Annotated in this window: 18 protein-coding genes; 7 read left to right on the top strand and 11 right to left on the bottom strand. The window is 43.2% G+C overall.

Annotated elements, in window-relative coordinates; genetic code table 11:
• Positions 1-11 precede the first annotated feature (11 nt).
• Positions 12-1109 (top strand): fatty acid desaturase family protein, encoded by a 1098-nt coding sequence (locus BMX95_RS02575; RefSeq protein WP_081198983.1) that lies wholly within the window; start codon positions 12-14, stop codon positions 1107-1109.
• A 26-nt stretch (positions 1110-1135) separates the two neighbouring features.
• A complete protein-coding gene (locus BMX95_RS02570; protein WP_081198984.1) occupies positions 1136-1810 on the top strand; it encodes a sterol desaturase family protein in 675 nt (224 codons plus the stop codon).
• A 39-nt stretch (positions 1811-1849) separates the two neighbouring features.
• Here BMX95_RS02570 and BMX95_RS02565 read toward each other — a convergent pair whose 3' ends face one another.
• Both BMX95_RS02565 and BMX95_RS02560 read right to left on the bottom strand, forming a co-directional pair.
• Positions 1850-2974, bottom strand: a complete 1125-nt coding sequence (locus tag BMX95_RS02565) for an N-acetyltransferase (protein WP_081198985.1) — start codon at positions 2972-2974, stop codon at positions 1850-1852.
• A 20-nt stretch (positions 2975-2994) separates the two neighbouring features.
• Complete coding sequence (locus BMX95_RS02560; protein WP_081198986.1) at positions 2995-3324, bottom strand: hypothetical protein; 330 nt, start codon at positions 3322-3324, stop codon at positions 2995-2997.
• A gap of 211 nt (positions 3325-3535) precedes the next feature.
• On the opposite strand from BMX95_RS02560, the gene BMX95_RS02555 reads away from it, so the two are divergent.
• Positions 3536-6256: an outer membrane beta-barrel protein gene (locus BMX95_RS02555; protein ID WP_081198987.1), complete on the top strand. Its 2721-nt coding sequence runs from the start codon at positions 3536-3538 to the stop codon at positions 6254-6256.
• 7 nt (positions 6257-6263) lie between these two features.
• Here BMX95_RS02555 and BMX95_RS02550 read toward each other — a convergent pair whose 3' ends face one another.
• On the bottom strand, positions 6264-7037 hold the full coding sequence (locus BMX95_RS02550; RefSeq protein WP_081198988.1) for a TIGR02757 family protein: 774 nt from the start codon (positions 7035-7037) through the stop codon (positions 6264-6266).
• 34 nt (positions 7038-7071) lie between these two features.
• Positions 7072-8211, bottom strand: a complete 1140-nt coding sequence (locus tag BMX95_RS02545; protein ID WP_081198989.1) for a cystathionine gamma-synthase — start codon at positions 8209-8211, stop codon at positions 7072-7074.
• 346 nt (positions 8212-8557) lie between these two features.
• On the opposite strand from BMX95_RS02545, the gene BMX95_RS02540 reads away from it, so the two are divergent.
• Positions 8558-8998, top strand: coding sequence for a hypothetical protein (locus tag BMX95_RS02540; protein ID WP_081198990.1), 441 nt, complete (start codon positions 8558-8560; stop codon positions 8996-8998).
• Positions 8999-9069: 71 nt separating this feature from the next.
• Here BMX95_RS02540 and asnB read toward each other — a convergent pair whose 3' ends face one another.
• The 4 genes from asnB to BMX95_RS02520 all read right to left on the bottom strand — a co-directional run bounded on the left by asnB (position 9070) and on the right by BMX95_RS02520 (position 12924).
• Positions 9070-10911, bottom strand: a complete 1842-nt coding sequence (gene asnB / locus BMX95_RS02535) for an asparagine synthase (glutamine-hydrolyzing) (protein ID WP_081198991.1) — start codon at positions 10909-10911, stop codon at positions 9070-9072.
• A 16-nt stretch (positions 10912-10927) separates the two neighbouring features.
• Complete coding sequence (locus tag BMX95_RS02530) at positions 10928-11569, bottom strand: DUF2911 domain-containing protein (protein WP_081198992.1); 642 nt, start codon at positions 11567-11569, stop codon at positions 10928-10930.
• Positions 11570-11573: 4 nt separating this feature from the next.
• Positions 11574-12143, bottom strand: a complete 570-nt coding sequence (locus BMX95_RS02525; protein WP_081198993.1) for a DUF2911 domain-containing protein — start codon at positions 12141-12143, stop codon at positions 11574-11576.
• 196 nt (positions 12144-12339) lie between these two features.
• Positions 12340-12924, bottom strand: a complete 585-nt coding sequence (locus BMX95_RS02520; protein WP_081198994.1) for an acyl carrier protein phosphodiesterase — start codon at positions 12922-12924, stop codon at positions 12340-12342.
• Between the two features lie 553 nt (positions 12925-13477).
• Here BMX95_RS02520 and BMX95_RS02515 point away from each other — a divergent pair.
• The 3 genes from BMX95_RS02515 (at position 13478) to BMX95_RS02505 (ending at position 17332) form a co-directional block, all read left to right on the top strand.
• Positions 13478-13921, top strand: coding sequence for a hypothetical protein (locus BMX95_RS02515; RefSeq protein ID WP_081198995.1), 444 nt, complete (start codon positions 13478-13480; stop codon positions 13919-13921).
• Between the two features lie 123 nt (positions 13922-14044).
• Positions 14045-15019 (top strand): deoxyhypusine synthase family protein, encoded by a 975-nt coding sequence (locus BMX95_RS02510; protein ID WP_081198996.1) that lies wholly within the window; start codon positions 14045-14047, stop codon positions 15017-15019.
• 204 nt (positions 15020-15223) lie between these two features.
• Positions 15224-17332: an LTA synthase family protein gene (locus BMX95_RS02505; protein ID WP_081198997.1), complete on the top strand. Its 2109-nt coding sequence runs from the start codon at positions 15224-15226 to the stop codon at positions 17330-17332.
• A gap of 133 nt (positions 17333-17465) precedes the next feature.
• Here BMX95_RS02505 and BMX95_RS02500 read toward each other — a convergent pair whose 3' ends face one another.
• The 3 genes from BMX95_RS02500 to tatC form a co-directional block, all read right to left on the bottom strand.
• Complete coding sequence (locus BMX95_RS02500; RefSeq protein WP_081198998.1) at positions 17466-17822, bottom strand: hypothetical protein; 357 nt, start codon at positions 17820-17822, stop codon at positions 17466-17468.
• 113 nt (positions 17823-17935) lie between these two features.
• Positions 17936-18382 (bottom strand): ribose 5-phosphate isomerase B, encoded by a 447-nt coding sequence (gene rpiB, locus BMX95_RS02495; RefSeq protein ID WP_081198999.1) that lies wholly within the window; start codon positions 18380-18382, stop codon positions 17936-17938.
• A gap of 41 nt (positions 18383-18423) precedes the next feature.
• Positions 18424-19281, bottom strand: a complete 858-nt coding sequence (gene tatC, locus BMX95_RS02490; protein WP_081199000.1) for a twin-arginine translocase subunit TatC — start codon at positions 19279-19281, stop codon at positions 18424-18426.
• Between the last annotated feature and the right edge of the window lie 69 nt (positions 19282-19350).

Raw genomic sequence — 19350 nt, 5'->3', positions numbered from 1 at the left:
GTGAATTACTGATGGAAAAGGTAACCAAACCACGCTATGCGAGAAATGGCGATGAAGCCGTTTTTCATCAATTGCGTCAGGATGTGAGTATTCTTGTACAGCAATTGGAACCAAAACGACGGGGCAGCATATTACTGAAGGCTGTATTTTTCCCCGCCATATATCTATTTACTTATGTAACCATATTGATAGCCGGAAATCAGACTGGTATTTTCTTCACCGGTTACTTCTTATTGGGTGTTTTCCTTGTGATGATATTTTTGAATATTATTCACGACGCAGTTCACAACACCATATTCCCAAATAAAAAATTAAATCAGGGATATGTGCTCCTGTTCGATCTGATGGGGGCAAATAGCTTTGTATGGCGACAACGGCATATTCGTTTTCATCACAACTATCCCAATGTGAACGGTTGGGATACCGATATTGAACAGAGCAATCTGGCGCGTATTTTTCCTACTGGCAGCGTGCTGCCCATTCACCGGTATCAGCATATCTATCTGCCCTTGTTGTACCCGTTATACCTGTTCAACTGGTTGCTGATTCGGGATTTTAAAGACTTCTTCAATAAAAAGAAAACCATCTGGAAACTGGTGACCATTCCCAGAATTGAATACATAAAGTTGTTCGTATTCAAGGCATTCTTTTTGTTATATCTGATCGTGTTGCCCAAATTGATATTGGATGTAAGCTGGTTGCAGGTACTTGTGGGGTTTATTATAATGATGTTTACCGCCAGCGTATTTTCATTGATGGTGCTGTTAAGTCCACATGCCAATACCAGTTCGGAATTTCCATTGCCCAATGACGCGAATAGCTTGCCGCATAACTGGATGATGCATATGCTGACAACCACAAATGATGTTACAAACGACAATTGGTTTATCCGGTTCTTTATGGGTTGCTTTAATTATCATGTGGCGCATCATCTGTTCCCGAACGTTAATCACATATATTACCCGGAGGTAACAGGATTGTTAAAAAAATATGCTGAAAAATACGATTTGCCCTACCGGCAGTATTCATTGAGGACTTCTTTAAGCAAACATTATCAGTTGTTGAAAACGAATGGTGTAACAGAGGATATTTTTGAAGAAACTATGTAATTTTGCCCCTATCAACTCGATGGTTTATGAAATTTGAGAAGATACATAATAAAGGACAGGCACGGTTGTTTCAGAACCAATACCTTGAGATGCTCACCAAAACACATCCGCTGGTTATTTGGGGGATGTATGTGCCAGTGATCGTTTATATGCTCTATTACAGCCATGACCATTTTGGCTTTTCTCCGTTACGTATTACGCTTACATTTATAGGGGCCCTGCTTTTCTGGACCTTCTTTGAGTATATAGCCCATCGCTTCCTGTACCATTGGGTAAGTGAGAGCCCACGCGTGCAAAAGTTTGTATATACCATGCATGGCAATCATCACCATTATCCGCGGGATAAAGAACGGTTGTTTCTGCCCCCGGTACCCAGCATCATTATGGCATCGGCCATTTTGGGTTTAATGTACCTGGTTATGCGGGAGAACGTATTCATGTTCTTTCCGGGTTTTATCCTTGGCTACCTGTTGTATGGCAGCATGCACTATGCCATACATGCCTGGAACCCGCCTTTTAAATGGATGAAGCCGCTTTGGCGCAATCACCACCTGCATCATTATAAAAATGAAAATAGGGGCTATGGTGTTAGCACCACTATCTGGGACAGGGTTTTTGGTACCATGTTCGATCTGAAAAAGGAAAAGGAAGATAAAGAGAAGGTGAAAGACCTGATGTTTAAAGCCAAAGAAGTTATTTAAAGAAACTATATAAAAAATGCCCCCGCTCGGGGGCATTTTTTATTTGAATATATATCGATAAGTTCGGTGTATTTTATCCTGTTTAGCACCTGTAGCTTCGTGCAGGGCGATCATTTTGTCGTTAAAGTCACCCACCCAGGCCAGCTCTACGCCGGTAATAGTATTTCGCGGTAATACTTCCAGCTGCAGACAGCGAATAAGGGCCGATTCAATACCATGGTTCTGGAATTTCTTCTTGCAACCCATAATAATGATCCGCAGCCTTTCAACCCTTTGGGTTTTTGAGTACCAGAGGAATTTTAGTTTACCCCACAGGTTTAGTTTACCATGTACATGCTTCAGGATCTGGTTTACATCGGGTAAACAAAGTACTACAGCAATAGGCTCGTTTTTATAATAGGCAAACCAGATGATCCGTTCATCCATAATGGCCTTCATTTGCCGGAACGATTCTTTGATAGTACCCATTTCAATGGGGGTGAAGTTTTCGAAATTGCTCCATGCGTCGTTATAAATTTCACGGAAATCGGCCGCATACTGATCAAATTTCGATTTATCGAAATGCCGGAAGGTATAATCCGGCTTCTTCATAACCCAGTCGGCGATCTTGGTGAACCGTTCGGGCAGGGGAGTTGTGGCGTCTAAAAAGTTGGTTAACTGATCGTATAGTTTGGTAAAACCATAGGATTCAAAAAACTCTTTATAATAGGGCGGGTTGTAGTTCATGCCCAGGCTGGGTGGTTTAAACCCGTGTATAAGCAGCCCCCAGTATTTGTCGTTTTCGCCGAAATTGATGGGGCCGTCCATGGCTTCCATGCCTTTGCTTTTGAGCCAGGCTTTGGCGGTATCGAGCAGTAAAAAGGCGGCATTTTGGTCCTGTATACATTCAAAAAAACCTACCCCGCCGGTTGGTTGGGGGTTCTTATGCGATTTTTCGTAATTTATAAAGGCTGCTATACGGCCAATTATAAGGCCGTTTTTGTCGGCCAGTAACCAGCGGTTACAAAGGCCATGCGAAAAAAAAACGTTATGGGAAGGGTCAAAAATAGCTTCCACATCACTATCCAACGGGCAAATCCAGTGCGGATCATTTTTATATAGTCTTTTGGGCAGGTCAATAAAGTCACGAGCCTGCTTCCAATTGGCTACCTCTATCAGGTTCATAGAGCGAACTTAGGAATTATTCACCATTTATCGTCATCTGGAATATTGTCACTTGTCTTGAACTTTGCCCGCATTTGTTGTTTTTGGAGCTGCCGTTCTATAATCAGGCGGGCAATCAAAAGGCCGGCATCCTCATCAGCCTGCTGTTCCAGGGTTTCTTTGAGGGTATTTTCAGAGATATCTATCCGGTATAATATGTTGATAAGCCGTGCAAAATCAGTTTGTATCAATTGGTTTATGCCTTCCGCCAGGGCTTGCGCAAGCTGTTCTTTGTCATTTGTGACAGGAAGGTTAAAATCGCCGCTTAACTGCTCCTGTACTAAAGGGATATTATCTTCAGGCTTTTGCATAAGTATGTAAATAAGTTCATTTTACATTATAAAATTATCCTGCATTATCAGCACCTGGTTGGTCACCCGAATAAATATTTACTTTCAGCTTAATTCTTGTGACACCAATTGTTTAAATTTACATAGAGGATGCACCAGGAGCGAATGGTGTATTTTCAAAGCATTCGTTGACCCTCACACTTCTATAACATTTTAACCTTATTCTCCGGATATGCGTTGGAGTGCTGGGATAATTGTATGCTTTTTACTGTTTAGTACCTGTTTACAGGCACAACGAAACCGTTATGGCTCTATCAAAGGTACGGTTATAGACTCATTAAGCCGCCGTTCGCTCGAATCCTCTTCAGTGACCGTTTACCTGGCTAAAGATTCTTCTCTTGTTAATTATGCGCTAACCACCCATAAGGGCGAATTTACCGTTTCCGGCGTTCCTGTAAGTACGCCCTGTAAACTCGTTATCACCAACAGGGGGTATGAAACATTCATAATGTCTGTTAGCCTGAAACCTGATACCAAAGAACTGTTGCTCGATACAATTCAGCTGGTAAAATCATTCAATGAATTAAAAGCAGTAACTGTTACGGCACTCAGACCGCCGGTATCAGTAAAACCAGACACGTTGGAGTTCAATGTGTCTTCTTTTAAGACCATGCCCAATGCCATGATCGAAGACCTGCTAAAACAATTGCCAGGTGTGGAAGTGGATAAGGATGGTAACGTAACCATAAATGGCAAAAAAGTATCGAAGCTAATGGTAGATGGCCGCGAATTCTTTGGCGGCGATCCAAAGGTTGCGTTGAAGAACCTGCCAAAGGATATAATCGAGAAACTGCAGGTAGTTGATAATAAAACCCGGGAAGCCCGCTTTAATAAAACCAGCAATGGCAATGAAGACCTGGCCATAAATCTTACGTTGCGAAAAGAGGCACAAAAAGGCTGGTTTGGAAGATTGAGCGCGGGATATGGCACCAATGAACGGTATGAAGGAGGCGGCATGATCAACTTCTTTAATGGCAATAAACAATTCAGTGTTATCGGGAATGTAAACAATACCAATCGCGGAAGTATTTCAGGCGGTGATTTTAATATTTCCACCACCCGAAGCACCCTCGATGGGGGCGGTGGCGGGCTTACCCGCGCGGCATCTGGCGGACTGAACTTTAGCGATAATATCGGCAGCCAAATAAAAGTGAATGGAAGTTATTTTTATAACAACAGCCATACAGACAACTTATCGAAATCACAACGACAAAACATTTTTCCCGTTAGTACTACTACTCCTTTCTATTATAATGCAGACGATAACAACGTAAATGATTATAGCAACCATCGCTTAACACTCAACGCATCTTACAATATCGATACGCTTACCGAAGTGCATCTGAACTCAAATTTAAATACCTTTTTAAGTAATTCGGTAAGCAGCAAACGGGCAAATTCAAAAGCACAAAACGAGGAACTGATCAATGCCAGCGAAAATACATATAGTTCAAAAGGCGATGGCAGGAATGTGAGCACCGAGCTTTTTATAAGCCATCGCTTTCGCAAACAGGGGCGAGGTATTACGCTTGGCCTGAACTATAATTACAATGATCAGTCGGCGTTGAATGATAATATTGGACAAAATGATTTTTACAAGAACAACCTGTTGGACAGTACCGACCAGGTGAACCAACGCGGTACCGACAAAAACACAGGCAAGGTGATATCGTTTACCGCCACCTATGCCGAACCTGTAAACCAGTATATCAGTGCTATATTCCGGTATAATTATTCCCGCAATACTAATTATTCAGATAAACTCACCAACCGGTTTAATGCAACTACCGGCAAATACGACCTGGAAGACACAGCGTTCACCAATGCTTTCAGTAACATCAATGTAACGCATACGCCCGACGTAAGCTTCACGTTTAACAAGGATAAATACCGGGCTGCTATTGGATCAGGCGTACAGTTTTTAACGCAGGACAACCTTACCATTACCAGCGGTAATTTGCTGCATCAGTATTATATGAATTTTACTCCATCTGCCAATGTCGGGTACAATTTCAGTAAAACCGGTAGTGTAACTGTTTATTACAATGGGCGTAGTCAGCAGCCATCCATTCAACAATTACAACCCGTGCCCGACAACAGCAATCCTTTGTATGTGCAATTAGGTAATCCTGATCTGCGGCCTTCATTTTTTCATAACATCAATATGCAGGTACGTGAATCGAAGGGAAACAACTACTGGTTTACCGGGCTTGGCTTTAATACCACACAAAACCAGATTATTTCGCAAACCTGGTTCGATAGCGTGGGTAAACAGTATAGTGAGCCGGTGAATATAAATGGTAACTTTGGTATGTCGGGAAACGTACAATATAGCAGAACCTGGAAGAGAAGAGATGTGGTGCTGCGAATGAACCTGGGTAGCAATGGCTATTTTAACCGGAATAATACCTTCACCAACCAGGAAAGCGTGACATCCAATGCGTACAGTATTTCGCAGTCATTGGGTTTGAATTTTACGTATAAACAGGTGCTGAGCATAATGCCCACGTTTAACATCCGGTTTAATAAAACGAAATATACTGGCCAGTCGCTGCAGGATGCATCGTTCAACACTAAAACCTTTTCGTTAAGCGCCTTCTGGAACGAGCCTAAATGGCTGATATTGGAAAATAATCTGCAATACAGTTATAACAGCCAGATAGCGCCAGGCTTTAATAAAAGCGTTACCATGTGGAGTGCGGCTGCCAATGTGTTGCTATTTAAAAAGCAACAGGCCATGTTGCGGCTGGCAGTATACGATCTTTTAAAACAGAATGCCGGCGTATCCCGCACTATTACACAAACCTTTATTGAAGACAGGCAAACCCAGGTGTTGCAGCAATATTTCCTGCTAAGTTTTATTTATAATCTGAGGAAGTTTAGCCTAAAATAAACAGCGTTTAGAATTTTTCCACGACGCCCAAACCGAACAGGGCGAAATCATATTTCACCGGATCAAGGGGATCCAGTTTACGCAGGTGAATCGTGAGATCGATGGCTGCCTGCCAGTCGATTTGTTTTCTTGGCAACAGATTGAACCGTTTGGCAACCCGGGCTACGTGCACGTCAATAGGGCAAACCAATTGTGCAGGGGAGATGTTTTTCCAAATACCAAAATCAACACCGCCATCATTGGAACGTACCATCCAGCGCAGGAACATATTCAATCGTTTGCAGGTAGAGTTTTTTTCAGGTGTTGCGATGTGTTTACGGGTGCGTGCCGGCACATCTTCCAGGGAAAAAAAGTAATGGTGAAAACGGGCCAATCCATTTTCGGTGGTCTCATCGTCTTTTTCCAGACCAAGTGTAAATGCACTTTCAAGGCTGGCATGTTTTGAATAATGAAATTTCAGGAACTCAATAAAATACAACAGGTCGGTGGTATTGAAGGTGCGGTGTTTGAATGACAACAGTTTCTTCAGGTCGTTGTCGGTATGTTGGAGAATGAACTGATGCGGCGCCAGGTCCATTGCCTGCATCAGTTCACGTGATTTTTTTATAATGATGGTGCGGTTGCCCCAGGCAAACACAGCGCCAAAAAAACCGGCGATCTCTATATCGGCCTGTTGGGTAAATAAATGCGGTATACAAACAGGGTCATCTTTAATAAACGCAGGCTGGTTGTATTCCTCCGTTTTACGATTCAGAAAGTCTCTTAAAGATGGCTGTTTCATGCATTAATTAGTTGAAAAAGTTACTGTTAATCATTTATCCTATGGCGGCGTTCAAGTCATCAATAAGGTCCTCTGCGTCTTCAATACCCACACTCAACCGGATCAATGAATCGCTCAACCCGTTCTTTATGCGTTCTTCACGGGGAATAGAAGCGTGCGTCATGGTTGCAGGATGGTTGATCAGTGATTCCACACCACCCAGGCTTTCGGCCAGTGAAAACACTTTGGTAGAAGATAACAATTTCGTAGCTGTTTCCATACTGTCATCTTTTAACGTAAAACTGATCATGCCGCCAAAGCCGCGCATTTGTTTTTTGGCAATGGCATAACTTGGGTGATCTGTAAAACCACACCAGTATACATGGCCTACTTTAGGATGATTTCGTAAAAAGTGAGCAACTTTTTCTCCATTCTCACAATGGCGTTGCATGCGTACATGCAGGGTTTTTATACCGCGTAATACCAAAAAGCAATCCATGGGGCCAGGTACCGCACCACAGCTCTTCTGAATAAAATATAACTGATCGCGCAATGCCTGGTCGTTCATAACCAGCGCACCCTGAATAACATCGCTGTGTCCGCCCAGGTATTTGGTGGCAGAGTGCATTACGATGTCTGCACCAAGATCTAACGGGTTTTGTAAATAAGGCGACGCAAAGGTGTTGTCTACACAGAGCAGCACATTGTTTGCTTTGGCAATAGCTGCTACTGCTGCAATGTCAACAATATTGATCAGGGGGTTGGTAGGTGTTTCCGTCCAGATAAGCTTTGTATTCTTATTGATGTACCCTTTTATATTTTCGGCCTCCTGCATATTCACGTAATGGAATTTGATGCCGAACTTTTCAAATATTTTGGTGAACAGGCGGTAAGTGCCGCCATACATATCGTTGGCTGCGATCACTTCATCACCAGGTTGTAACAATTTTATAACTGCATCGGTTGCGGCAACGCCACTGCTGAACGCCAGTCCAAATTTCCCGTTCTCAATTACAGCCAGCGCTTCTTCCAATGCAAACCGGGTGGGGTTTTGCGAGCGGGCATATTCAAACCCTTTGTTTTTACCAGGTGCTTCCTGTACATAGGTACTGGTTTGGTAAATGGGTGTCATGATAGCACCGGTTGTGGGATCTGGTTCTGCACCGGCATGTATGTATTTAGTTCCTGCTTTCATAATTACTCCTTCTAAATATTTGATTTAATGTATGGCCATTGAAAGGATACAAAGATGCGTAAATAATACCAGCTATGCTGCAAACTAAGCTTTCATACCGGCCGGCAATCCAGATTTCCAGTTTAACAGAAGCTTAACCTACCAGTTGAAATTAAGTAAAACTGCTTGCAAACCCGTAACCAGTCTACGTTTCACGTGATAATGAGATATGCTTACCGATGGTGAATGTGCGAAAATGTTCGTATTTCTTGTCATGACCCTCCCGCCGGTACCAATTGTCTTGACTTCGGCTTTGGTTCCATATACTTTTGGTGCATCAATCACGCACTTTAAAAGTATATAAGCCATGAAAAAAGTGATAGCCATTCTCACCGCCGCGCTGATAGCGGGCAGTACTTATGCATTTAGTCCATTTGATCCGAACGAGAAAGTTTTGAAAGCATTTAATGAAACCTTTAGCACAGCTACCGAAGTTCGCTGGGAAGAATTTCCCAAATACTTTGCTGTTAGCTTTGTGAGTGGAGGCATTAGATCTAAAGTTAATTACGACAAGGAAGGGAATATGATCAGCTCTCTTCGTTATTACAACCCACAACTGCTGCCATTGTACATTTTGAATAAAGTAAGTCAGGAAAATTCGAAGAAGAAATTGTTTGGGGTAACAGAAGTTACCGTTGGTGGTAACATCGCTTACTATATTAAGCTGGAAGACAACAGCAGCTGGTATACTTTAAAAGTAGATACTGATGGCAATAGCCAGATAGTAGAAAAGTATAAAAAAGTATAAGCTACAAATTGGTTTACACCTTGAGGGTTTGGCTACGTGACAGTGCTACACGCTCAAGGTGTTTTTAAATTTTAGCGCAGTAACTGACCGGCCACCAAATAGCGCCAGTCGTAATTATCAGCCGCATGGGCCTCTTGCGGCTGAATTTTTTTTTGTAAGACCTGTGCCTTCAGTATTCCCTGTTTTACCAGTATTCGTTTTGATTCGTGTATGTATTCTTGTAACCGTGCATCATGCATCCATTGTTGCTGGGGCGGTTCAAACCCGATTTTATCGGTTCGCCAGGCCAGTCCGGCCGGTAAATTCTCTTCCATGCATTTGCGCAGCAGCCATTTGGTATAACCATCCCGCATTTTAAAACGGGCCGGTATGGTAAACAACAGTTGTACCAGCTCATGGTATAAAAAGGGAAGCCGTACTTCAATGCCATGGGCCATGGAATTTCTGTCGGCATACCGCAGCAGTTCTTCGAGTCCGTTTACAAAAGTGTTGTAATAAAGTATGTTGTTCAGTTCATCAAAGTGGGCAATGTCATAATACGATTCGCCGTATTCATCTACAAAAGAAGTATCCAGATCGTGGTGGCGAAACTGTTGGCGCTCTCGCTGGCGGCGCAGGTACCAGCCAGCGTAGGCAGGCATGGCCGCGGCCAGTTTATTTTTTAGGCCCCAGGGTTCTGTTATGCCTAATGAGCGTGCCTGGTTCAGTTCGTGGTGCAGCGTGTTTTTATTGTTCCTGAACAATTGTTGCCAGTACCAGTGATAGTATTTATGATAACCGGCCAGTATTTCATCGGCACCCTGCCCATCGAGCAATACGGTAACACCGTGCTGGCGTGCAAGTTCATACACGTAGTATTGTGCCATGATGCTGGCTGATTGAAAGGGTTCTTCCTGGTGGTAACATATTCTTTCAAAATCCTGAATAACGCGATCGGCAGTGGGTTGAACTGAATAATTATGAGTGGTGAAATGTTCTGCTACTTTTTTTATCCAGCCCGATTCATCCTTTTTGAACCCGGGGAAAATGGCCGAGAATGTTTTGTATTGTTTAGGCGCCATTTTTTGAATGGTGGCCAGCACACAGGAGCTGTCGAGCCCACCGCTTAATGAAGTACCAACCGGCACATCGCTTCGCAATCTTCTTTGTACCGACCGGGTGAACAGGCTATTGAATTGCTTAATGGCCTGCTCCTCGGTTATTGCTTCATCGGTATAATCAACGTCTATGTTCCAGTATAACGAGCGGGTAAGATGGCGGCCGGGTAAGTGGTATTCAATAAATGAACGGGCGGGTAATTTATTGATGCCGGTATAAAAAGTTTCTTCGGCAGTGGCCGGGTTTTGTGTATATCCCAGGGTGAAGTAATTGAAAAACATTTTTTCATTGATCTGTTTTTCAATACCCACCGCCCATAGGGCTTTCATTTCACTGGCAAATACAAACTGGTTATCATCGAAATAATAATAGAAGGGTTTTTCGCCAAACCGGTCCCGGGCAGCAAACAGGGTTTGTTCCTGTTCATCCCAAATGGCAAAAGCGAACATGCCATCGAAGTGTTGCAGGCAGTTTGACCGGTAGCAATCGTACGCGGCCATTATGACTTCTGTGTCTGACTGGCTGTGAAACTGATATCCCTTTTGAAGCAGGGTTTCTCTTAGTTCCAGGTAGTTATAGATCTCGCCGTTGTACGTAATGGTGTACCGGTTAAGGTAATGCATGGGCTGTGCTCCGGTTGGGCTCAGGTCAATGATCGACAGGCGGCGATGACCAAAACCTGTGGTATGCACTTCATTGATCCAGTGACCTTCGCCATTGGGCCCACGGTGAGCGAGGGCCTCCGTCATTTTCACCAGGCGTTGTACAGATAACAGACCGGATTGATTGCTTATAATACCAGCTATACCACACATGGCAACAAGATAGTAATTACCACGTAATCGGCAAGCTTGCTTTTATACTATCCCATTCCATGTTTAATTGCATACCCTTGCCGGCCTTTTCAAACTCCATGGTAAACAGCTCATAAGGAAAGCGGGTTTTTGAAACCGGGATAGTGAATTTATATTCATCTTTAGAGGAATCGATCTTCAGGCCCCAGGTGTACAGGTCGGTGTTTAAAATAAGCGTCCAGTTATTTTCCTGGGGAATGCAGTAAATAACGTAGCGGCCTTTTAAAACCTTTTTATCGGTAATGGTTACATCTTTGAAGAATTCAATTTCAGTGGCCTCATTAGCGCCCAGGCGCCAAACAGAGCCATATTTTATGAGGTCGCCAAAGATAGTGCGGTTATTTCTTTGTGGTCGGCTGTAAATAACACGTGCTACCGGTGGTTCCTTCAAAGAACCGGTCATTTTTAATTTGGGATACTCCACCGGATAATAGCACATATCCATAGGCGATTTATCCAGTCCCGGTTGCATGTCTTTTTCAATCGGTTGATTGGGCGAAGCATTAGGGTTAATGGTTACGGAGTTATTACCTGAAGTAGTGGGCCCGTCGCAACCAATTGCAAGAGCAACTATCCAGAGTAAACAGCAAAGTTTTATAAGGTGCCTGGTTTGGTACATGATTTTATTTTATAAAGGTGATCGGCAAAGTGGCTTTCACATTGTCCCAGGCCATGATCATATTGGCGCCGGCATCGGTTTTATCGAAAAGCAAGGTAAAAGCCTCTATTGGGTCTTGTTGTTTTTCCAGTTTAACATCGGTACGCAGCACATCCTTTTTTTCGTCGTATTGAAAAGCGCCCCAAATATCCGTTTCCTTGTTGAAGATCAGGGTCCACTTGTCCTGGTAAGGGATGGCGTACATACTGTAACGGCCTTTTTTCAGGCGGGCATCATTAATTTTTACATCTTTATACAGTTCAATTTCAGTGGCTTCGTTAGCGCCCAGCCGCCAAACTTTACCGTATTCGATCAGGTCGCCAAATACGGGGCGACCGTTTTTTTGCGGCCTGCTGTAACATACTCGGCACATCAGGGGTTCGCTGGCCTTATTCTGGATCTTCAAAATGGGAAAATTAGCCGGAAAATAGCTCATGTCCATGGGCGATTTATCCAGGGCCGGCGCTTTAAATTGTGCTTTTACGGTTGTATTGATTATGGTTATGGCAAGAAAAAAAACCACCAACTGCTTCATCTTCGTGTTTTTTTGATATTAAGACTATTAAATTAAGACGATCCCCTACGGTTGTAATTAATCGGCAAAAATAAAATTTAACAGTATTCCCTGCTAACACTTCTTTCTTATCATTAAACGTTTTGGAGAAAAAAAATCCTTCGGTGGGGTATTACTTTTAAAAAGATTTTAATTGGGGTAAATGGGGATACAGATATTACATGCCTTGCAGGGTATCGAATGCAAACCGGTGCAGGGACGGAAAGAAATCGGTATAATATTGCTGCAGTTTCTGGTAGTTCTCTTCAAATAATTTAAAGGCCGTTTGGCTGTCGGACAAATAAGCCGCCCGGTGAACCACCCCTTCAAAGCTCCGCTCAATACCCAGCCGGGTACGGTAATTATAGAGCCAGTTATGCCGTTTCATGTAAGGAAACAGCTGTTTAAAGGGTTCCGGCGAAACATCCAGGTATTTGTCCAGTGAAAGGTATACCTGTTGGGAGAATTCAGACAACGAATCGTCGGTAAATTGCTGGCTGTCGTTGGCCAGAAAGTGATCGTACGACACATCAATAAAAGCCGAACTGTACAACCGGTAATGGGGTTTAAAAATATTTTTGGCTTCCCGGGTAGCGGCATGCTCATCGGTAAAGGAGTCGATGGCCCGGTGCAATAAAATTCCCTTGCGTACCTCTTCGGGATATAGATTTACCTGTTTCCCTTTTACAAAGTCACTAAACAGGTTTCCTGCCAGTATAGCAGGCTGATTAAAAGACAAATATGCATGCGCCAGATAATTCAAATGCGTAAAATTGATGTATTAACAATATAACGTTTTACAACGGGTTTGAGCAGAAAAAATGAAAAAGAATTAATAAAATTTCCTCTAATACCGTGCAGCTATTTCCACAATTCCATTTTAACGATCGCTTAACCTTGTTTTAGGAAATATTTAAACAATTGGCTGTAAGGCTTACCCACACTGCATTTCAGCAGTTGCAGCAACAACCTCGCCGGTGTTTTGTTTAAACTGGCTTAACATCAGGCGCCATTAGTCATAAATTTTATAAGGGAAGTGTAACCTCGGCTACTTTTGTGTCGACTAATCAATGAAGCATCCGGTTAGTCAGCATTTAAAAGTATAGCCATGAAAAAGTTCTTTGTTCGCATATAGTGTATCGTAGCCAAAAAAGATTCGCCGTTACCTGTAACAATTTTTGAAAAGCAGCTACCTATATAACATACCGCTTAGAACATTTTCATTTAATATTTAATAAACAAAAACGGGCTGGGTATCCATATAGCCAGGATGACCTTTATTGCCCAACATTCAGAACCAAGTAAAAAGTAGCATTATGAAAAACAAAATTCTCATTGGCGTATTCGTTTTATTAACGAGCATCAGCAGTGCATTTGCCAACGGTAAAGAAGAAGTGAGTGACAGAGTCATTAAATCTTTTGAAAAAGAATTTGCCGGCGCGCAAAATGTGCAGTGGACAACCACCAAAGACTTTGTAAAAGTAACCTTTACCCTCAATGAACAGGTTGTGTATGCGTTTTATGAACCCAATGGCAACCTGTTAGGTGTAACCCGCAATATTGTATCGAGCCAGTTGCCTATTAATCTGTTCACCGATCTGAAGAAGAACTACAACACACACTGGATCACCGATCTTTTTGAAATGGCGTCCAATCACGAGAATGTGTATTATGTAACGCTGGAGAACAGCGATCAGAAACTTGTGCTAAAATCAAACGGAACTACAGGCTGGGAAGTGTATAGTAAAGAAAAGAAATAAAGTAATAATCAACCGTTTTCTTATAGTTGGTTTTAGTTGGAAAGAAAAGGCCTCCCGACTCCTCGGGGGGCCTTCATTTTGTGCCTTTTTCCTTTACCTTTGGCGGCATAAAAAAAACTGATCATGAGCAAAGGTCCTGTTTCGCAATTTATTCAACATCATTACCGGCATTTTAATGCAGCTGCCCTGGTAGATGCGGCTAAAGGTTATGAAACCCATTTACTGGAAGGTGGAAAAATGATGGTTACCCTGGCTGGTGCCATGAGTACTGCCGAGCTGGGTGTTTCTCTGGCTGAAATGATCCGCCAGGATAAAGTTCAGATCCTCAGCGTTACAGGTGCCAACCTGGAAGAAGACATTATGAACCTGGTAGCTCATAATCACTACAAACGCATTCCCAATTACCGCGATCTTACCCCCCAGCAGGAATGGGAATTACTGGAGCAGGGTTTGAACCGCGTTACTGATACCTGTATCCCCGAAGAAGAAGCTTTCCGTCATATTCAGCATAACATTGTTAAACTGTGGAAAGACGCCGACGCCAAAGGCGAACGTTATTTCCCCCACGAATTCATGTATAAGCTGTTGTTGAGTAAGGTAATGGAAAAAGATTACCAGATCGACCCCAAAGACAGCTGGATGATTGCCGCTGCCGAAAAGAACCTGCCCATCATCGTGGGTGGCTGGGAAGACAGCACCATGGGCAACATTTTCGCTTCGTACATCATCAAGGGTGAAATGAAGGCTACCACCATGAAAAGTGGTATCGAATATATGGTTTACCTGTCTGAATGGTACCGCAATAACAGTGGCGGCAAGGGCGTAGGCTTTTTCCAGATCGGTGGCGGTATTGCCGGCGATTTTCCTATTTGCGTAGTGCCCATGATGTACCAGGACCTGGAATGGCATGATGTTCCTTTCTGGAGCTATTTCTGCCAGATCTCCGATTCAACTACCTCTTATGGATCTTATTCCGGAGCAGTGCCCAATGAGAAAATTACCTGGGGTAAACTGGATATCAATACACCAAAATTTATCGTAGAAAGCGACGCTACCATCGTAGCTCCCCTGATATTTGCCTATATTTTAGGTTGGTAGAAACTATTAATCGGTTATTAATTAGGCCCGTTCGCCAATTGGCGGACGGGGCTTTATGTACTTTTATTTCAGGTTAAAATAAATTTTCATGATCAGGGCCGTCCTGATAGGGGATTTCGAAAATAACCGGTTTTATTAGCTAATTGATCAGGAGAATCAACACCTTCTGGCACATAATCAATATTTTCAGTTACATTAAGAAACATGCTCCGATTGCGATCCTTTATTCAAAAAGGGTTGGATCATCGTTTTGGCATCATCCTTTTACTGGTATTCATTAACCTGGGCATTTCGTTTGTAACACGCCTGGGTTTGTTATTGTATACCGGAAAAGGATTTGACTTTACGGTCACCAACCTCCTTGGTGTTTTTAGTATTGGCCTGATGTACGACCTCGCCATCAGTTCCTACATTGTCATTCCATTTGTGCTTCACCTGTGGTTTACCAGCGAAAAGATCTATACGCCAGCCTGGCGGAAATGGGTAATTGGCCTGTACGCCGGGCTCATGCTGTTCTTTTCCTTTTCCCAACTGGTGCCAGCTGAATACAACGTTGGCCTGCATTGGGGCGTGGTGGCGCTTTTTGGTTTGCGGTTGCTGATCTATTTGCTGCTGGCCAAAAAAGGCCCGGCATTCCGGCTTCAATGGCGTAAATACGTGTTGAGTGCCGATATTTTTCTGGTAACCTTTCTGCTGTTGTTCAATGCCGTAAGCGAATACTTCTTCTGGAATGAATTCTCAACGCGGTATAATTTCATAGCGGTGGACTACCTGATCTATACCACCGAAGTATTGGGAAATATCCAGGAGTCGTATCCGGTGGGATGGATCATTGGCGGTGTACTGATCGCCTCATTTGCCATTGTATGGTTGTTGAGGGGATATATCCGCCGTTCAGTAAAGCAGGTTGCTCCTTTCCCGCGCCGCAGCGTTGTAGCATTGTTGCTGTTGATCTGTCCGGTGATCACGTATGTGTCTTTAACCAATAAATGGAAAAAGTTCAGCACCAACGCCTATGCCAACGAACTGGCGGCCAACGGACTGTTTGAATTTGGAACGGCCTTTTTTAATAACGAACTCGACTTTTATAAGTTCTACCGGGTACTGCCCGATGTTGAAGCGTTCAACATTGTACGTAAACAACTGGAAACACCCAATGCCCGTTTGGTGAGTAATGATCCGTACAATATCGAACGTCAGGTAAGTTATACCGAGCCGCAGAAAAACATGAACGTAGTGCTGATCAGTGTAGAAAGTTTCAGTGCAAACTTTATGAAGGCCTTCGGAAATGAGCAGAACATAACACCCTGTCTGGATAGTTTAGCCGAAAAGGGCCTGTTATTCACCAATCTGTATGCCAGCGGTACCCGCACCGTACGTGGCCTGGAAGCCTTGTCGCTTGCCATTCCACCTACACCGGGACAAAGCATTGTAAAAAGGCCCGATAATGAAAATATGTTTTCATTAGGCGGTGTGTTTAAATCGAAAGGGTATATCACGCAATACCTGTATGGCGGTTATGGCTATTTCGATAATATGAACGTCTTTTTTTCGGGTAACCATTACGATGTGATTGACCGCAATGCGTTGCGTCCCGATCAAATACATTATGCTAACATCTGGGGGGTGGCAGACGAAGATCTTTTTGCATTGACCCTGCAACAACTGGATAGCAATTACAAAAGCGGTAAGCCGTTCTTTTCGCATGTAATGACGGTTTCGAACCACCGGCCTTTTACCTATCCCGAAGGAAGAATTGATATTCCACCCACCCGCCAGGCGCGTGAAGGAGCCGTAAAATATACCGATTATGCCATTGGTCAGTTTATTCAAAAAGCCAGTGAAAAGCCCTGGTTTAAGAATACAGTTTTTGTGATCGTGGCCGACCATTGCGCCGGTAGTGCCGGCAGTACGGAATTACCGGTAACGGGTTATCATATTCCTATGATCATGTACAGTCCAGGTAATATTGCCCCGCAAAAATTCGATCGCCTGACGGCCCAGATCGATATTGCGCCTTCCATACTTGGGTTATTGAAGTTCAATTACCGGTCGAAGTTTTTCGGACAGGATATATTCTCTTTACCTGCCGGTCAGGAACGGGCGTTTATAAGTACCTACCAGGGGCTCGGATATCTTAAAAATGGCGAGTTGGTCATTCAATCACCCTTGCAACAGGTAGATCAGTATAAGCCGGATTTTACTACCGGCAAGGCGGAGAAAGAACCATTAAAAGACAGCCTGGTAAAACAGGCCATTGCGTTTTATCAAAGCGCCAGCTGGTTGTTGAAGAATAATAAATATCGCAATTAATTATAAAGTAGATACAAGTAGATGATCAGGTTTACAGCACCTGGTTTTTGGGTAAAATGAAGCCCCGACTGTAATGTCGGGGCTTTTTTAAAATGCGTTATCCGTGATGGGCAGAGGCTGCCCTTACATGTCATTAGTCTTTTTTCCCATCTTTTTTGTCGTGGTGATCATTGTCGTGATGATCATTGTCGTGATGATCATTGTCGTGATGGTCTTTGTCGTGATGGTCTTTGTCGTGTTTTACATCATGTTTACCATCTCTTTTATCATCCCGGTGGTCTCTCCTCTTATCTTTGCGGTCATCCTTTTTATCGTGCTTATCATCGCGGTGATCTTTATGATCTACGCGATTGTCATGATGATTTTCTTTTTTCTCAGTAGCAGCATTGTTGGCATGGGCATCCTGCGCATAGGCAGTTTGGGAAAAAGCAACGGCCAGTGTAAAGAAGGCGTTGCAAAGAACCTTTTTTAGCAAACGGTTATTTTTCATAATAACGGATTATTTTGTTTGCCTAAAACGTTTTTGAGATCATCTTATTGCATTATTGATTAATATGTAAACGTTTATTTATGTTGGTAATATGAAAAATTTTCCAGACTTACTTACATACAGGCTATTTTGTTTACTCTTGTCTGGTGACGGCCGCCCTCAAACGGGGTGGCGATAAAGATCTCAAGCATTTGTTTGGCATACTCCAGTGAAACAAAACGCGCCGGAATGCCAATAACATTGGCATCATTATGCTGACGGATCAATTTGGCCACTTCCAGTTCAAATGCCAATCCTGCGCGTATACCCTGGTGTTTATTGGCTGTAATGCAAACGCCATTGGCACTTCCGCATAATAAAATTCCAAATGCCGCTTCCCCATCTTCTACCGCAGTGGCAACCGGGTGTGCATAATCAGGATAGTCTACTGATTTGTTTTCGTCAACACCTTTGTCAATTACCTGGTACCCTTTTTCGGTTAACCATTTTACAATAGCCACTTTATATTCAAAGCCTGCATGATCGCTGCCAATTACAATGGGTTTTGAAGGATCGAACATATTTGCTTAGTTATCTTAATTAAGGTGTTTTATTACTCGAATTATTGCCAGTTATCCTGTTCTTCCTGATCTCTTTTATACACACGTTTTGAAACGATCACGCTCAATTCATACAGGAATACCAGTGGTAGGAAAACGATCATCTGGCTGGTCCAGTCGGGTGAAGGTGTAATGATGGCTGCAACCACCAGAATAACTACATATGCGTATTTGCGGTAAGTGGTTAAAAAGCTGGGGGTAACCAGGCCTATCTTGGTAAGTACATAGGAAAGTATGGGCAGCTCAAAGGCAATACCACAGCCTAAGATAATGTTCACCAGGTTATCTATGTAATCATCAAGCGCAGGCTTGTACTCATACATATTGGCCGTACCCAGGTTAAAATTGGCCAGAAAGTTAAAGGTGAATGGGCCCAACACGAAATAGCCGAAAGCGGCCCCTAAAAAGAAGAATAGGGAAACAAAGGCTATCGCATTGCGGGAATACTTCAATTCCTTGGGTGATAAGGCGGGTTTCACAAACTTCCAGAACTCCCAGAAAATAAAAGGGAAGGCTGCTATAAAACCACCAATGATGCCAATTTGAATGGCCGACATAAATGGTCCGCTAACTGTATTACCCAGTAATTTATACCCTTCGGGAATGGGCGGCATACATAAGGCATCGCCAATATGCAGCCAATGGCTGAGGCCGCATAAATACTTGTACGACACAAAGTTGTTACGTACAGGCCCCATTACCACATTGTCAAATACCCAGTCGATATTGATAAAAATAACAATCGCAGCCACTAAAATGGCCAGCACGGAACGGATAATATGCCCACGCAGTTCCTCAAGATGATCGATAAAGGTCATCTCGCTATCATTGCTCCTTCTTTCTAAAAAGCTTAATGCCATAGGATGTTCGCCATAAAGTCTGAAAAATAGTAAAAGCCGGGCAAATTTAAGGCTTATCAGCTTGGTATC

Source organism: Niastella yeongjuensis, from assembly GCF_900110245.1.
GTDB lineage: Bacteria > Bacteroidota > Bacteroidia > Chitinophagales > Chitinophagaceae > Niastella > Niastella yeongjuensis.
The sequence above is the reverse complement of the archived record's forward strand: the minus strand, read 5'-3'. Positions and strand labels throughout refer to the sequence as shown.

Coding starts and splice junctions, on each gene's coding strand:
- BMX95_RS02575 (WP_081198983.1), top strand. CDS start 12: ATGGAAAAGGTAACCAAACCACGCTATGCGAGAAATGGCGATGAAGCC.
- BMX95_RS02570 (WP_081198984.1), top strand. CDS start 1,136: ATGAAATTTGAGAAGATACATAATAAAGGACAGGCACGGTTGTTTCAG.
- BMX95_RS02565 (WP_081198985.1), bottom strand. CDS start 2,974: ATGAACCTGATAGAGGTAGCCAATTGGAAGCAGGCTCGTGACTTTATT.
- BMX95_RS02560 (WP_081198986.1), bottom strand. CDS start 3,324: ATGCAAAAGCCTGAAGATAATATCCCTTTAGTACAGGAGCAGTTAAGC.
- BMX95_RS02555 (WP_081198987.1), top strand. CDS start 3,536: ATGCGTTGGAGTGCTGGGATAATTGTATGCTTTTTACTGTTTAGTACC.
- BMX95_RS02550 (WP_081198988.1), bottom strand. CDS start 7,037: ATGAAACAGCCATCTTTAAGAGACTTTCTGAATCGTAAAACGGAGGAA.
- BMX95_RS02545 (WP_081198989.1), bottom strand. CDS start 8,211: ATGAAAGCAGGAACTAAATACATACATGCCGGTGCAGAACCAGATCCC.
- BMX95_RS02540 (WP_081198990.1), top strand. CDS start 8,558: ATGAAAAAAGTGATAGCCATTCTCACCGCCGCGCTGATAGCGGGCAGT.
- asnB (WP_081198991.1), bottom strand. CDS start 10,911: ATGTGTGGTATAGCTGGTATTATAAGCAATCAATCCGGTCTGTTATCT.
- BMX95_RS02530 (WP_081198992.1), bottom strand. CDS start 11,569: ATGTACCAAACCAGGCACCTTATAAAACTTTGCTGTTTACTCTGGATA.
- BMX95_RS02525 (WP_081198993.1), bottom strand. CDS start 12,143: ATGAAGCAGTTGGTGGTTTTTTTTCTTGCCATAACCATAATCAATACA.
- BMX95_RS02515 (WP_081198995.1), top strand. CDS start 13,478: ATGAAAAACAAAATTCTCATTGGCGTATTCGTTTTATTAACGAGCATC.
- BMX95_RS02510 (WP_081198996.1), top strand. CDS start 14,045: ATGAGCAAAGGTCCTGTTTCGCAATTTATTCAACATCATTACCGGCAT.
- BMX95_RS02505 (WP_081198997.1), top strand. CDS start 15,224: ATGCTCCGATTGCGATCCTTTATTCAAAAAGGGTTGGATCATCGTTTT.
- BMX95_RS02500 (WP_081198998.1), bottom strand. CDS start 17,822: ATGAAAAATAACCGTTTGCTAAAAAAGGTTCTTTGCAACGCCTTCTTT.
- rpiB (WP_081198999.1), bottom strand. CDS start 18,382: ATGTTCGATCCTTCAAAACCCATTGTAATTGGCAGCGATCATGCAGGC.
- tatC (WP_081199000.1), bottom strand. CDS start 19,281: ATGGCATTAAGCTTTTTAGAAAGAAGGAGCAATGATAGCGAGATGACC.